Origin of the sequence: Minwuia sp. IMCC3009 (assembly GCF_029909415.1) — a bacterium.
In the GTDB taxonomy this organism is placed as follows: Bacteria; Pseudomonadota; Alphaproteobacteria; order Minwuiales; family Minwuiaceae; genus Minwuia.
The window spans coordinates 293,976-308,590 of sequence record NZ_CP123781.1 but is presented as its reverse complement, the minus strand read 5'-3'; the positions used below and the strand labels follow the sequence as shown (position 1 = coordinate 308,590).

At 66.5% G+C, this 14,615-nt stretch carries 13 protein-coding genes; 8 read left to right on the top strand and 5 right to left on the bottom strand.

Annotated elements, in window-relative coordinates; genetic code table 11:
• Nucleotides 1-89 precede the first annotated feature (89 nt).
• Both QGV55_RS01295 and QGV55_RS01290 read left to right on the top strand, forming a co-directional pair.
• The gene (locus QGV55_RS01295) at nucleotides 90-1,898 is read left to right on the top strand and encodes a feruloyl-CoA synthase (RefSeq protein WP_281018686.1); all 1,809 of its coding nucleotides are present in this window, start codon (nucleotides 90-92) and stop codon (nucleotides 1,896-1,898) included.
• Nucleotides 1,895-2,320, top strand: a complete 426-nt coding sequence (locus tag QGV55_RS01290; RefSeq protein WP_281018687.1) for a GFA family protein — start codon at nucleotides 1,895-1,897, stop codon at nucleotides 2,318-2,320. Before QGV55_RS01295 ends, QGV55_RS01290 begins: the two co-directional genes overlap by 4 nt.
• A gap of 2 nt (nucleotides 2,321-2,322) precedes the next feature.
• On the opposite strand, the gene QGV55_RS01285 is transcribed toward QGV55_RS01290, so the two are convergent.
• Nucleotides 2,323-3,486 carry a PLP-dependent aspartate aminotransferase family protein gene (locus QGV55_RS01285; protein WP_281018688.1) on the bottom strand — a complete coding sequence of 388 codons (1,164 nt, stop codon included), beginning with the start codon at nucleotides 3,484-3,486 and terminating at the stop codon, nucleotides 2,323-2,325.
• A gap of 24 nt (nucleotides 3,487-3,510) precedes the next feature.
• On the bottom strand, nucleotides 3,511-4,722 hold the full coding sequence (locus tag QGV55_RS01280; protein ID WP_281018689.1) for a TauD/TfdA family dioxygenase: 1,212 nt from the start codon (nucleotides 4,720-4,722) through the stop codon (nucleotides 3,511-3,513).
• Nucleotides 4,723-4,902: 180 nt separating this feature from the next.
• On the opposite strand from QGV55_RS01280, the gene QGV55_RS01275 reads away from it, so the two are divergent.
• The 4 genes from QGV55_RS01275 (at nucleotide 4,903) to QGV55_RS01260 (ending at nucleotide 8,554) form a co-directional block, all read left to right on the top strand.
• A complete protein-coding gene (locus QGV55_RS01275; protein WP_281018690.1) occupies nucleotides 4,903-5,649 on the top strand; it encodes an aldolase in 747 nt (248 codons plus the stop codon).
• A 28-nt stretch (nucleotides 5,650-5,677) separates the two neighbouring features.
• A complete protein-coding gene (locus tag QGV55_RS01270) occupies nucleotides 5,678-5,965 on the top strand; it encodes a DUF4031 domain-containing protein (protein ID WP_281018691.1) in 288 nt (95 codons plus the stop codon).
• The gene (locus QGV55_RS01265; RefSeq protein ID WP_281018692.1) at nucleotides 5,962-7,146 is read left to right on the top strand and encodes an FAD-dependent oxidoreductase; all 1,185 of its coding nucleotides are present in this window, start codon (nucleotides 5,962-5,964) and stop codon (nucleotides 7,144-7,146) included. Before QGV55_RS01270 ends, QGV55_RS01265 begins: the two co-directional genes overlap by 4 nt.
• Nucleotides 7,147-7,222: 76 nt before the next feature.
• Nucleotides 7,223-8,554, top strand: coding sequence for an aspartate aminotransferase family protein (locus QGV55_RS01260; protein ID WP_281018693.1), 1,332 nt, complete (start codon nucleotides 7,223-7,225; stop codon nucleotides 8,552-8,554).
• A gap of 31 nt (nucleotides 8,555-8,585) precedes the next feature.
• On the opposite strand, the gene QGV55_RS01255 is transcribed toward QGV55_RS01260, so the two are convergent.
• The 3 genes from QGV55_RS01255 to QGV55_RS01245 all read right to left on the bottom strand — a co-directional run bounded on the left by QGV55_RS01255 (nucleotide 8,586) and on the right by QGV55_RS01245 (nucleotide 11,822).
• Nucleotides 8,586-8,861, bottom strand: a complete 276-nt coding sequence (locus tag QGV55_RS01255) for a hypothetical protein (protein WP_281018694.1) — start codon at nucleotides 8,859-8,861, stop codon at nucleotides 8,586-8,588.
• 141 nt (nucleotides 8,862-9,002) lie between these two features.
• The gene (locus QGV55_RS01250; RefSeq protein ID WP_281018695.1) at nucleotides 9,003-10,766 is read right to left on the bottom strand and encodes a PAS domain-containing sensor histidine kinase; all 1,764 of its coding nucleotides are present in this window, start codon (nucleotides 10,764-10,766) and stop codon (nucleotides 9,003-9,005) included.
• Between the two features lie 21 nt (nucleotides 10,767-10,787).
• Entirely contained in the window at nucleotides 10,788-11,822 is a 1,035-nt protein-coding gene (locus QGV55_RS01245; RefSeq protein ID WP_281018696.1) for a 4-hydroxyproline epimerase, read from the bottom strand.
• Between the two features lie 99 nt (nucleotides 11,823-11,921).
• Between QGV55_RS01245 and QGV55_RS01240 the strand changes: the two genes are divergently transcribed.
• The gene (locus QGV55_RS01240; RefSeq protein WP_281018697.1) at nucleotides 11,922-13,193 is read left to right on the top strand and encodes a glycerate kinase; all 1,272 of its coding nucleotides are present in this window, start codon (nucleotides 11,922-11,924) and stop codon (nucleotides 13,191-13,193) included.
• Entirely contained in the window at nucleotides 13,138-14,610 is a 1,473-nt protein-coding gene (pyk, locus tag QGV55_RS01235; RefSeq protein ID WP_348637642.1) for a pyruvate kinase, read from the top strand. Before QGV55_RS01240 ends, pyk begins: the two co-directional genes overlap by 56 nt.
• Nucleotides 14,611-14,615 lie beyond the last annotated feature (5 nt).

The window sequence follows — 14,615 nt, the reverse complement described above, 5'->3', positions numbered from 1 at the left end:
CCCTGTTCGCTGCGGACTGTCGAGCCAGCCGGTCCTTGCCGCATCGCCGCTGTCGTGGCATCAGGACAGTCCGGGGTGGGAGAGACAGCATGACAGACGTGACCTTGAACGGACTTCGGTTTCTTGCCCGGCGGGCCGAGCTGGAACACCGCGACGATGGGGCCATGATCCTGCGCTCCCCCGTGCCCCTCGGCGACTACCCGGCAACGCTTGGCGCGGTGCTGACCGCGCAGGCCGCGGCAAACGGCGCGCGGACCTTTCTGGCAGGACGCGACGGTGACGGCTGGCAGACGCTGACCTACGCGGAGGTTCATGCCCGCGCGGCAGGTATCGCGCACCATCTGCTGGCTGCGGGCCTCGGCCCCAAACGGCCGCTGATGATCCTTTCGGGCAATTCCGTCGACCACGCCCTGATGACGCTGGGTGCTGTACTGGCGGGCATTCCCGCCGTGCCCGTCTCCCCCGCCTACAGCCTGATGAGCGCCGACCACGCCAAGCTGCGCCACATCGCCGACCTGACCCGCCCCGGCCTGGTCTGGGTGGAGGATGCAATCCCGTTCGCCCCGGCCCTCAAGGCACTGGCGGAACAGGGCTTCGCAACGGTGATGACCAGCGCCGACATGGATGCGATCCCGACTGCCGGGAACGCGCCGGACGTTGCCATCGCACCGGATGCGGTCGCCAAGATCCTGTTCACCTCCGGCTCCACCGGCATGCCCAAGGGGGTGATCAATACCCACCGGATGCTGTGCGCCAACCAGGCCATGCTGGCCGCCGCCTGGCCCTTCGTGCACGACATGGCGCCGGTACTGGTCGACTGGCTGCCGTGGAATCACACCTTCGGCGGCAACTTCTGCTTCAACCTGACCATGTTCAATGGCGGCACCTTCCACATCGACGATGGCAAGCCCGCGCCGCCGCTGATCGGGCGCACGGTGGAGAACCTGCGCCTCGCCAGTCCGAACCTCTATTTCAACGTGCCTGCCGGATTCGCCGCGCTGCTGTCCGCGCTGGAGCGGGACGCCGACCTGCGCGACAGCTTCTTCCGCAACCTGAAGGCCATCTTCTATGCCGCCGCAGCCCTGCCGCACGATCTCTGGGACCGGCTGGAGCGGGTGGCGGACCAGTCGGGCCATCCGCGCCCGCTGATGCTGTCGGCCTGGGGATCGACGGAGACCTCGCCGCTGGCCACCCTGGTCCATTTCTCCATCCCGCGCGCGGGCAACATCGGCCTGCCGGTGCCGGGGTGCGAGCTGAAGTTCCAGCCCAGCGGCGCGAAGTACGAACTGCGCCTGCGGGGACCGAACATCACCCCCGGCTATCACGACCGACCCGACCTCACCGCCGCCGCGTTCGATGACGAAGGCTTCTACTGCATGGGTGATGCAGGACAGCTCGCCGACCCCGATGATCCGTCAGCCGGTGTCCTGTTCGACGGGCGGGTGGCGGAGGACTTCAAACTGACCACCGGCACCTGGGTCAGCGTCGGCGCACTGCGGGTGGGCGTGGTCGGGGCCTGCTCCCCGCTGGTGCAGGATGTGGTGGTGACCGGCCATGACACGGACAGCATCGGCCTGCTCATCTGGCCTGCCATGGCCGCCGTCGCCGCTCTGGACCCGGATGCAGGCGACGACCCGGCAGCGCTCTGCGCTTCGGACGCAGTGCGTGCCGCCATCGCGGAAAAGCTGGCAGTCTGGAACGCGGCGAACCCGGCGTCCTCCACCCGCATTGCCCGCTTCGTGCTGATGGCGGAGCCCCCCTCCATCGACGCCAACGAGATCACCGACAAGGGCTACGTCAACCAGCGCGCCACGCTGGAACGGCGGGCCGGACTGGTGGACGCGCTGCGGCGCGGTACACTGGGCATCATGGTTCCCGCAGCGGAGAAAAGACGATGACGAAGATGAAGATCGACGGTGCCTGCCTCTGTGGCCACATCACCTACGAGGCCGAGATCGATCCGGACCGGATCGCCATCTGCCACTGCACGGACTGCCAGATCAACAGCGGCACCGCCTTCCGCTATGGCGTCCTGGTACCAGCGGCTGATTTCCGCCTGCTCAGCGGCAAGCTGAAGGTCTTCATCAAGACCGCCGAGAGCGGCAGCCAGCGCGCCCTGTCCTTCTGTCCCGAATGCGGCACCTCGATCCACGGCGGCGCGCCGGTCGATCCGGACGCCTTCTCCCTGCGCCTCGGCACGGCCCGCCAGCGCAACGAATTGCGCCCGTCGATCCAGATCTGGTGCCGGTCAGCGCTGGACTGGGTGGATGACATCGGCGAGATGCGAGGGCTGCCGGAACAGGGCCGCCCGGCCGGCTGACATCAGCCCAACGCCGAGTCGATCTCGGCCAGCAGATCCTCGACATTCTCCACGCCGACACTGAAGCGGATCAGCGTATCGGAGATGCCGAGTTCGGCCCGGACCTCGGGCGGGACGGAGGCGTGGGTCATGATGGCGGGGTGTTCGATCAGGCTCTCGACGCCGCCCAGGCTTTCGGCCAGCGCAAAGATCTCGCAGCGTTCCAGGAACTTCCGCGCGTCTTCGATGTCGCCCTTGATGAAGGCGGTGATCATGCCGCCGAAGGCATCCATCTGCCCCTTCGCCAGGGCGTGCTGCGGATGGCTTTCCAGACCGGGATAGATCACCCGCTCGATCTTCGGATGCGCCTCCAGATGCCGCGCCACGGTCAGGGCGCTCTCGCAATGCTGGCGCATGCGCAGGGCCAGGGTCTTCAGGCCGCGCAGCGCCAGGAAGCTGTCGAAGGGGCCGAGGATGCTGCCGACCGCGTTCTGCAGGTAGAACAGGCGATCCTTCAGGTCCGCATTGTCACCGATGATGACAACGCCGCCGACCACGTCGGAATGGCCGTTGAGATACTTGGTGATGGAATGGACGACGATGTCCGCGCCGAAGTCCAGCGGACGCTGGCAGTAGGGCGTGGCGAAGGTATTGTCGCAGACCATCAGGATGTTGTTGGCCTTGGCGATGCGGCTGATGGCGGCAAGATCGACCAGTTTCAGCAGCGGATTGGTCGGGCTTTCCACCCAGACCATGCGGGTCTTCGGCGTGATCGCGGCTTCGAACTGCGCCGGGTCCGACAGATCGACGAAGCTGAAGTCCAGCGCCGCCGAACGCTTCCGGACATTCTCGAACAGGCGATAGCTGCCGCCGTAGAGATCGTCCATGGCAATGACGTGGTCACCGCTGTCCAGCAGTTCCAGCACCGTGCCCATGGCGGCCAGGCCGGAGGCGAAGGCGAGGCCGTGTGCGCCATTCTCCAGATCCGCCACGCAGGCTTCCAGCGCGTGACGGGTCGGGTTCTGGCTGCGGCTGTACTCATAACCCTTGTGAACGCCCGGGCTTTCCTGGACATAGGTGGAGGTGGCGTAGATCGGCATCATCACCGCACCGGTTGTCGGGTCCGGCCGCTGGCCTGCATGGATGGCGCGGGTCGAAAACCCCTGCCGGTTCTTCAGGTCAGCCATTGATCATCGCTCCTTCGATCGGTTTCAGGTTCCGGTTGCGGCTCCGGCTCTTACCCTTCGGGCGGCCATGCGCAGCGCGGATTCAAGCTCTTCCCGCTCCAGATAGCAGCCCCTGAGCCAGCGTCTACCCTCTGCGGCATCGAAAGCCTCCCGCCCGTGCAGGATACGCCGGTTGTCGAACAGCATCAGGTCACCGGGCAGATAGTCGAACAGCATCCGGTAGCGCGGGTCCAGCAGCTTTTCGTGCAGCAGCCGGTCCGCCGCATAGAGATCCTCCACCAGGTCGAAGGGCGCATTCAGCGGCCCGCGCAGGAAATAGATGCTCCTGATCTCCGCGACCCGCCTGGCCTGATCCAGCACGATGGCTGGGGAATTCCAGCGATAGTCGCTGTCGGCGGCCCGGTTCGACATGTGCCATGGCACCGTGGTCAGCAGGTGAAACGCTGCCGGTGCCTCTGTCCGCAGATCCTCGGCGACGCGAAAGCCGTCGATCATCATGGCCCGCCCGCCCCGGGTCGAATTCTCCACACAGTGCAGGATCTGCAGGCCGGGCTGGTACTCGCGGGTCGCCAGATCGACATGCGGGGCCAGTTCCAGCGCCGTGTAGGCGTTGCTGCCCGATCCCGGCTCGACCCGGACATTCCAGATACGGCCGAAGTTGTTGTCGCGGATGACACCGATGCGGCTGGCGAACCGTTCGGCGAAGTCCGGGTCGGCCGGTGCATTGCGCAACCGCGCCAGCCCGTGGCTCGCCACAGCGGTCAGGAACGCCGTGAAGGTCGCGTCATCGTCCAGGATACCCGCGCCGTCGAACGTCGGCGGCTCCGGACACTCCGCCGTGGTCCAGAGCACCTTCGCCACCGCCGCATCGTCGCGCCGCCCGCCATTGGAATAGTCATGCAGCCGCAGCCAGCCGGGATCGAACAGGGCCGCGTGCCCCTCCGGCTGGAACACCAGACCGACGGCCCCGTCAGATCGCACCGAGACCTGTTCGATCCGCACCTCGGCCGGCAGGTCCAGCGGACTGCGGGTGATCTCGCGCGTGTCCAGATTGAAGGTCTCCGGATCACAGCTGTTCATGCGCAGCCAGATCGCGTGATAGCGGCCGGTCAGGCCGTCGGACCATTCCAGGGTCAGGATGCGCCCGTCGGTGGTCGCGCTGCGGATCGTCTCCGTCACGGGATAGGTATCGAAGTCCGGCGTCAGCGCCACCTTGTTCATGCTCTCACCCGGCATGGGTTCCTCCCCTATCCTGTCCCGACATCCCCGGAGAATCGGTCGCGCGCCTGCTCGGGAAAAGACCTGATCGCGACCCGCAGTGTCGCCGGGAGGCCTGTGAGGTCGCAACACAGGTTTCAGTCGTTCCGAAACTGCGGCACACTGCGGGACGAATGCATCAGCAGGGAGATTGGAGCCATGACACAGACCATGCAGGAAATGAGGCAGGACCTGGCCTGTGCCTTGCGCTGGGCGGCACGCCTGGACCTGAACGAAGGGGTCTGCAACCACTTCTCCCTCGCCGTACCGGACGAGGATGGCGTGGTGCGCGGCAACCGCTTCCTGATCAACCCCTACGGCTGGCACTGGTCGGAGGTCACGGCCTCTTCGCTGGTCCTGCTCGACGACAAGGGCAATGTGCTGGAGGGGGACGAGGTGGTGGAGGATACCGCCTTCTCCATCCATCGCGGGATCCACGTCGCGGCCCCGAACGCGACCTGCGTGCTGCACACCCACATGCCCTACGCCACGGCCCTGACCCTGCTGGAAGATGGCGAACTGAAGATGTGCGAGCAGAACGCCCTGAACTTCCATGACCGCATCGCCTACGACACCGAATACAACGGCCTGTCGCTGGCGATCGAGGAAGGCGATCGCATTGCCTCCAAGCTCGGCAACCGCGCGGTACTGATGATGGCGAGCCATGGGGTGACCGTGACCGGCGCATCGGTGGGGGAAGCCTTCACCGACCTCTACTATCTGGAACGTGCCGCCATGTTCCAGGTGCTGGCCCGCTCCACCGGGGGCAAGCTGCGCACGATCCCGGAAGAGGTGCAGCAGATGACGGCGCAGCAGATGGCGGAGGAACGCCCGCTGATCGCGGAGCGGCACTTCGGGGCGCTGCGGCGGATGCTGCAGAAGCAGGAACCGGACTACATGAACTGACCGCTCCGGTCGAAGACGGAACCGGAACATGGTGGTGATGGACCGGCCGCGCCGCCTGCCGGACGGGCGCATCACCGCGCACCTGCTGTCGGACCTGCATGGCGACGCGGCCTACCGCGAACTGCTGCCCGTGGCGCTGGCGCTCGGCTGCCACCCCGCGTTCTACCAGTATCCGGGCCGCTACAAGGCCCATTTCGACCTGATCGGTCAGCTGCGCATCAAGGCCGCGCTGGCGCATCCGGCCATCGAGACGGTACCCCGCCGGCGCATCGCCGAGATCCTGCGCCGCCGGAAGCTGCTGGAGGAGGGCGTGTGACCCGGTCCAGCGACATCGCCATCATCGGCGGCGGCGTGATCGGCGCGGCCATCGCCTGGTGGCTGAAGGCGCATTTCGCCTTTCCGGGATCGGTGACGGTGATCGAACCGGACCCGACCTACGCGGAGGGCGCGACGGGCCGTTCGCTTGGCTCCCTGCGCCAGCAGTTCTCCATGCCCGAGAACATCCTGCTCTCCCGCTTCGGCCTGGCGTTCGTGCGCGACATCCGCAACCGCATCGACCTGCCGGAGGACGAGGCGCCGGACGTGCAGTTCCGTGACGGCCATTACCTGTTCCTGGCGACGGAAGCGGGCGCGGAGGCGCTGCGCAGCAATGTCGCCGCACAGCAGGCGACCGGATCACCCGTGGCGCTGCTGACGCCGGAAGAGGTCCGGCAACGCTTTCCGTGGATCCGGGTGCACGACATCGCGCTGGCGGCGCTGGGGCTGCGGGACGAGGGCTGGCTGGACCCGCACGCGCTGTTGCAGGCCTTTCGCAGGGGTGCGCGTCGCGCCGGCGCAATGTTCCTGCAGGATCGGGTCACGGCAATCCGGTGCGCCAAGGGTCGCGTCTCTGAACTCTCGCTCGGCTCCGGCGAAACCATGGCGGTCGGTCAGGTGGTGAACGCGGCGGGGCCCTGGGCCGGGGCCGTCGCCGCCATGGCCGGGATTGCACTGCCGGTGGTGCCGCGCAAGCGCACCGTCTTTCACGTGACCACACCGACTCCGCCGACCGATCCGCTGCTGATCGTCGATCCCAGTGGCGTCTATGTGAGACCGGAGGGCAATGGCTTCCTCACCGGTTCCTCCCCCCTGCCCGGTGAGCCGGACCCGGACGGCGGCAGGCTCGACCCGGACTACGACCAGTTTGAGGGGCGCTGCTGGCCTGCCCTGGCGAACCGCTCGGCGGCCTTCGAGGCGCTGCGCATGACCGCTGCCTGGGGTGGCTTCTACGACTACAACGGCTTCGATCAGAACGCCGTGCTGGGGCCGCATGCGGAGATCACGAACTTCCACTTTGCCAATGGTTTCTCCGGCCATGGCGTGCAGCAGGCCCCGGCGGTCGGGCGGGCGCTGGCGGAGTGGCTGCTGCAGGGCCGCAGCGTCAGTCTGGACCTCGGACTGTTCAGCCATGACAGGATCGCCGCCAATCGCCCGGTGGTGGAACGCGGCATCATCTGAGCAGATCTGCATCTCCGCCCCTTGCGATCCGGCGTCAGGTGCAAAAGACTGGCGGTTCGGCCAACAGGAGGGCGCCATGTATCCCGATCCCGACTCCCGATCCGCGAAGCTGACCCAGCGCGCGATGGCGGTGCTGCCCGATGGCGGCAGCCGTTCCACCATTCGCCTGTCCCCACATGCAATCTACGTGCAGAAGGGATTCGGTTCCCGTGTGACCGACGTCGATGGCAATGAGCTGATCGACTTCAACAACAACTACACCTCCCTGATCCACGGCCATTCCCACCCGGACGTGGTTGCCGCCCTGCAGGAGCAGGTCGGGCGCGGCACCGCCTTCGCCTTCGCGACGGAGGCGGAGATCGAGCTGGCAGAGATGCTGACGGCACGGGTCGATGGCTTCGACATGATCCGGTTCTGCAATTCGGGATCGGAAGCCGTCATGAACGCGATCAAGGCAGCCCGCGCCTTCACCGGTCGCCCCAAGATCGCGAAGTGCGAGGGCGCCTATCACGGCTCTTACGACTTCGCCGAAGTGTCCCTGTCCGCCGGGCCGGAAAGCTGGGGACCGGAAGAACAGCCCAACAGCGTCCCCTACAGCCACGGCACACCACAGGGCGTGCTGTCGGATGTGGTGGTCATCCCCTTCAACGATCCCGAGCGGGCGGAGGCCATTCTCGACGCCCATGCGGATGAGCTGGCGGGCGTCCTGTTCGATCCGGTCTCGACCCAGGTCGGGCTGCTGCCACCGACAGCGGCCTTTCTGGACATGCTGTCACGGTTCCGGGAACGGTCCGGCGCACTGCTGATCTTCGATGAGGTCATTGCCTTCCGTCAGGCCTATGGCGGCAGTCAGGCGATACTGGGAATCCGGCCCGACATCTCGTCCCTCGGCAAGATCATCGGCGGTGGACTGCCTGTCGGGGCCATCGCCGGACGGCGGGAGGTCATGCAGGTGTTCGAAGTGGACGGCGCCAAGGCCCGGCTGCCGCATGGCGGCACCTTCAATGCCAATCCGATGACCATGGTGGCGGGACGTGCCGCGATGGCCAACTGGACGGAGGATGCGGTGGAGGACCTGAACCGCATGGGGGAACTGTGTCGGGAGAGCCTGCGGGAGGCCGTTCGGGTGGCCAATGTGCCGGGCCAGGTCACCGGCAGCGGCTCACTGTTCCGGTTCCACACCCATGGACGCGCGATGACCACCTATCGCGATACCCATCCTCAGGGGCAGGAGGGACAGCGAAACGAGCACCTGTTCAGGCATCTTGTTTCATCAGGCATCTATTCGACGCCCTACGGCCTCGGCTGTGTCTCGACGGCGACCGGAAAGGATGACGTGGAACGGCTGGCGGATGCCACCACCGACGCCCTGCGCACGATGCGGGAGGCGGGGCTGTTCGACGGCTGAGCCGGACCTGCGTCGGCCCCGTCGGCTGGTCTCAGCCGCGCTGGGCCTGCAACCGGGCCCGTGCGCGCTTCTGAGCCTCCGCGATCTCCGCGGCGCTCATCATCTCGGCCATTTCCTTGCGCTCCGTGCGGGCACGGGCGTCACCGGCGATGGCGGCGATGTTGAACCACATGTGGGCAAGGATCAGGCACTCGGCGCTGGTGTCCTCGGTCGCGTAGTAGAGGCCCAGGGTGTACTGCGCACCCTTGTCCCCACGCTCCGCGCGGATCAGAAGTTCCTTCGGAATTGTCGGATCATAACTTGCCATCTCAAGTCCTCCTTCGTGTCGGCCTTTCTGCCGGACTGGAGGTAAATTCTGGGCGGGGCTTCGTTAACGTTGGGTATCCGAAGGGTGAAGCAGTGATTAACACGGTCGCTTTTTCGGGTGATCCAGACGGTACTTCTGCAATCAACCGGCGGAGTCCGATGCTTCTTCCGTCACGCCACCGGCCGGAAAGCGCAGCGTAACGACCGTGCCGACACCCGGTTCCGAGGTGAGTTCGAGGGTACCGCCATGCAGCGCAATGAAGGACTGCACCAGCGGCAGACCCAGTCCGGTGCCGTCCTGTCTGCGCGACAGTCCCGCATCGGCCTGGCCGAAAGGCTCCAGAACACGCGGGATGTCCTTGGCCGCGATCCCGATTCCGGTATCCCTGACGGTCAGTGTCTGATCGCCCGAGGGCTCGGCGGTGATGCTGATCGTGATCTGGCCCCCCGGATCCGTGAACCGGATCGAATTGCCCAGCAGGTTCAGGATCATCTGTCGGATGACACGCTGGTCGCCCAGGATCGTCGGCAGATCCTCGGGCGCTTCCACCACCAGACGCAGCTGGGCCTCGTCCATCTTGGCCTGCATCAGCCGGACCACGGAGTCCGCCAGATCGCTCAGGTTGCAGTCATCGACATTCAGCTCGAAGCGACCGGCATCGACCTTGGACAGATCAAGGATGTTGTTGATGACGTGCAGCAGATGCAGCCCGCCCTCGTGAATGTCGCTCGCATATACCCGGTAGCGCTCGTCGCTGTGCGGGCCGAACATCTCGTTCATGAAGATCTCGGCGAACCCCAGAATGGCGTTCAGGGGTGTCCGCAACTCGTGGCTCATCATGGCCAGGAACTCGGATTTCGACGAGTTGGCCGACTCGGCCGTCACCTTGGCGCGGATCAGTTCCGCCTCGTTCTCCTTGAACACGGTCAGGTCGATCAGTGTCGTCACGACACCGCCCCGGCCGGCCTGGCGATGCCCGATGCCCAGCCAGCGTCCGTCCGGCAGGGCAACCACCTGCTGGCCATCGCAGGCATGGTACCGGGCGACCTGTGCGCTGATCCATTCCGGTGAAAAGTCTCCGTCCGCATTCTTCAGCAGATCCTCGAAGCTGCGACCCGACCGGGTAATCTCCGGCTTCAGTCGCAGCAGTTCGGCAAACCGGTCGTTGGCAACCACCAGACCGCCCTCCGAATTGAACAGGGCAAAGCCCTCGGTCGAACTGGCGATGGCGTCCAGCAGGTCCTGGCGTGCGGCGGAGAGTTCGGTCAGCAGCCGCTCTGTCGCCACCCGCCCGCGCACGCTCTCGACGAAGGAAATGTAGAAACTGCGCGCAGTCGTCAGCAAGGCCACCGTGTAGATCAGCGTCATGGCCGCCAGGGAAAGGCTGAGCACATCGTCGTGCAGCGCCAAGCGTACCGCGAAGGGCAGTAGACAACCGACCGTGTAACCGATGGATGCCGCCGGCAGGGTCGCGAGGATGGACGCACCGGCCGCGGCCATGCCCGCCTGCACCATGCCAATCAGCATCTGCTCCGTGCCCGGCATGATCGGGAACATGATGGCACAGCCGATGCCCCAGATCGTACCCTGCACCGTGGCCGCGATCGCGATGCGCCTGGGTCCACGCTCGCTGACGCGCTCCGGCGATTGCTTGCGCCGCCGCGCGACCCAGCGCAACAGGCCAGCCATGGAGAGCGCCACCATGATGATTGTCCAGACCAGCGCGAACACCGGCTGCTGTACCGAGCCCGCCACGCCGCCGGTCAGCAACGCATTGGCGGCAACCGCGATGAAGATCACAGGTGTGCGTCGCGACAGGATCGCCATCTGCTGCACACGGATTTCGTTGCCGGTCGCGGACTGACCGGTATCGTGTGCCACCCAGAATGTACTGATTCCGCCCATGCTGACTGCAACCCTTACAGATCAGGCCAACTGAAAGCCATGGGCATAGGGGTCATCTAACGTGATCATGATGGTATTCAGGCCAGTGATATGGGCCGTACCGCTGACTGACGGAATGATCGCGGCCTGACTTCCGATTTCCGTCGCGGCTTCCACCCGGCCATGAAACAGCGATCCGATGATCGATTCGTGGACGAAATCATCACCGACCGACAGCCGTCCGCGCGCCACGAGCTGTGCCATCCGGGCCGAGGTGCCGGTGCCGCAGGGCGAGCGGTCGATGGCCCGCTTGCCATAGAGCACCGCGTTGCGCGCATCCGCACCCGATACCGTCGGTGCACCGGTCCACATCACGTGGCTGACCCCCTGGATGGCCGGATCATCAGGATGGCTGACGCTTACGGCCCGGTTCAGCGCATCCCGCAGGGCGTTGCCCTGCGCCACCAGCCAGTCGACCTGATGATCGGCCAGATCGCGGAACACCGCCTGAGGCTCGACGATCGCATAGAAGTTGCCGCCATAGGCGATATCGACCGTCACCGGTCCCAGACCGGGCACCTCGACGGTCACATCCCGGGAATGCAGGAAAGCCGGCACATTCGTGATCCGCACGGAGGTCACCCGCTCCCCGTCCATCTCGCAGGTGGCGACAACCCGCCCGGCAGGCGTGTCGAGTGAAACTGTTCCCGGCACCTTCGGGTGCACCAGATGGCGTTCCAGTGCGACCGTCACGGTCCCGATGGTGCCATGGCCACACATCGGCAGGCAGCCCGAAACCTCGATGAACAGGATGCCGATGTCGCAGTCGTCGCGCGTCGGAGGCATCAGGATTGATCCGGACATGACGTCGTGACCACGGGGCTCGAACATCAGTCCGCTGCGGATCCAGTCGTGGTGCGCCAGAAAATCCGCCCGCCGGGCCATCATGGTGTCGCCCCGCAGCGCCGGCGCACCGCCCGCGACCACGCGCACCGGGTTGCCGCAGGTATGGGCATCGACGCAGAAGAAGGTCCCCTGCTTCCCGGTTTCGTCCCCATGCGGCGTCCGATCCGTCAATCCGCCCTGCCTTTCCTTCTCCGCGCGCCACCATTGCCAGCAGACACCGGCACTCCCTATTCTGGTCACTCCGCAACTGACCGCAATGGCCCGCGAGACATGAACGCCTTGACCAATGACCGCGCGCTGCTGGAGCGGCTGTTCCAGGCTGCGGTGGCGCGGGTACATCCTTCCCGGTGCGTGCCCGACCACCTGCCGGAGCCGCCGAAAGGCCGCACAGTCGTCGTTGGCGCCGGAAAGGCCGCGGCGGCGATGGCCCTCGCCTTCGAGACTGCCTGGCAGCATGATCTGACGGGTCTGGTGATCACCCGTTACGGCTTCGCCATGCCGACGGAACGGATCGGGGTTGTCGAGGCCGCACACCCCGTGCCTGACGACAACGGCATCGCAGCGACACGGCGCATCCTGGAAATGGTGCGCGGGCTGGGGCCGGACGATCTGGTGGTCTGCCTGCTGTCCGGTGGCGCTTCCGCCCTGCTGACAGCGCCCGCCGATGGTCTGACACTGGCTGACAAGCAGGCCGTGACCCAGGCCCTGCTGCGCAGCGGTGCCCCGATCCAGCACATCAACACGGTGCGCAAGCACCTCTCCGCCGTGAAGGGCGGCGGGCTGGCACGTGCGGCGGCCCCGGCGCGGCTGGTCACGCTGGCGATCTCCGACGTCGTGGGCGACGATCCGGCCATCATCGGTTCCGGCCCCACCGTCGCGGACCCGTCCCATGCCAGCGATGCGCTGGCGCTGATCGCGCACTACGGCATCCACCCGCCGGAGGCTGTCATGTCCCACGTGCGCGCGCGGCTTGATGTCGCCACGCCGCCCCTGCCGACCCCTGACTACCGCCTGATCGCGAGACCGCAGGATGCGCTCGACGCCGCGGCGACCCTTGCCGTCGCGGAGGGGCTGGAGCCGGTCATGCTGGGCGACGGGCTGGAAGGGGAGGCCCGGGACGTCGCCTGCCTGCATGGCGACATGGCCCGCAGGCTGCTGCACCGGCAGCGGCCATCCATTCTGCTGTCCGGTGGCGAACTGACGGTGACGGTGAAGGGCAATGGCCAGGGCGGCCCGAACCAGGAATATGCCCTGTCACTGGCGCTGGTCCTGGATGGCTGCGGCGGCATCACGGCGCTGGCCGCGGACACGGACGGGCTGGATGGCAACGGCGATGCGGCGGGTGCGTTCGTCGATACGGACAAACCGCTGTGGAACGGGCATCATGGCAGCAGCCCGGCGTCGGCACTTGCCGCGAACAACGCGGGCCCGGCGCTTGATGCGCTTGGTGCCCTGTTCCGTCCCGGACCAACCAACACGAATGTGAATGATTTCCGTGCCATCATCGTCCGACCACCAGAGGAGCCGTATCTTGCACCGTAAACGTCAGACGAAGATTCTCGCCACCCTGGGGCCATCCAGCTCGACCGCGCACAGGATCGCGGAGCTGTTCGATGCCGGGGTGGATGTCTTCCGGCTCAACTTCAGCCATGGCACCCATGCCGACCATCGCCGCCGCCACCGTGTGGTGCGCAGCCTGGAGGAAGCCCGTGGCCGCCCCATCGGCCTGCTCGCCGACCTGCAGGGGCCGAAGTTCCGGGTCGGCACCTTCGCCAATGGATCGGTCGAGCTGACCGCCGGATCGACCTTCGTGCTGGACATGAAGGACACGCCAGGCACCGAGAAGCGCGCGCCCCTGCCGCATCCTGAAATCTTCAAGGCGCTGCAGGCCGGATCGAACCTGCTGCTGGACGATGGCCGGATCCGCCTGCGGGTCGTGGACTGTGGCCGCACCAGCGCCAAGACGGAGGTCGTCACCGGGGGCAGCCTGAGCGACCGGAAGGGCCTGAACCTGCCCGACGTGGTGCTGCCGCTCGCCGCGCTGTCCGACAAGGACCGCAAGGATCTGGAGTTCGCCGCAGGCCTGGGGGTGGACTGGATCGCCCTGTCCTTCGTGCAGCAACCCGACGATGTGGCCGAGGCCCGCAAGCTCGCCGCCGGTCGCGCCGCCATCATGGCGAAGATCGAGAAGCCGGCCGCCGTGGAGCATATCGACGAGATCCTGGAACTCGCCGACGGCATCATGGTGGCGCGCGGCGACCTGGGTGTCGAAACCCCGGTCGAAGAGGTCCCGGCAACCCAGAAGCGGCTGATCCGCCGGGCGCGCCGCATGGGCAAGACGGTCGTGGTGGCGACACAGATGCTGGAATCCATGGTGGTCAGCCCCTTCCCCACACGGGCGGAGGTCTCCGACGTGGCGACGGCGGTCTATGACGGCGCGGACGCGGTGATGCTGTCGGCTGAGACCGCCTCCGGCGATCACCCCATCCTGTCGGTCGAGACCATGAGCCGGGTCATCGGCAGCGTTGAACGCGATGGCCACTATCGCGGCATTCTGGAGGCGGACCACGCGATCCCCGAACCCACCGCCTCCGACGCGATCACGGCGGCGGCCCGACAGGTGGCGGAGACCATCAAGGCCGCGGCCATCGTCACCTACACGACGTCAGGCTCGACAGCCCTGCGCGCCGCGCGGGAGCGTCCCTCAACCCCGATCCTGGGCCTGACACCCCGGGTCGAGACCGCGCGTCGGCTGGCGCTGGTCTGGGGCGTGCACTCGGCAGTGACGGAAGATGCCCAGAACTTCGCCGACATGGTGGAAAAGGCCTGTCATGTGGCCCGTCGCGACAGCTTCGCCGAACCGGGCCAGCGGCTGGTCATCACCGCCGGTGTCCCCTTCGGCACGCCGGGTGCCACGAACATCCTGCGAATCGCCTGGATCGGCGACGATCCGGCCTGATCCCG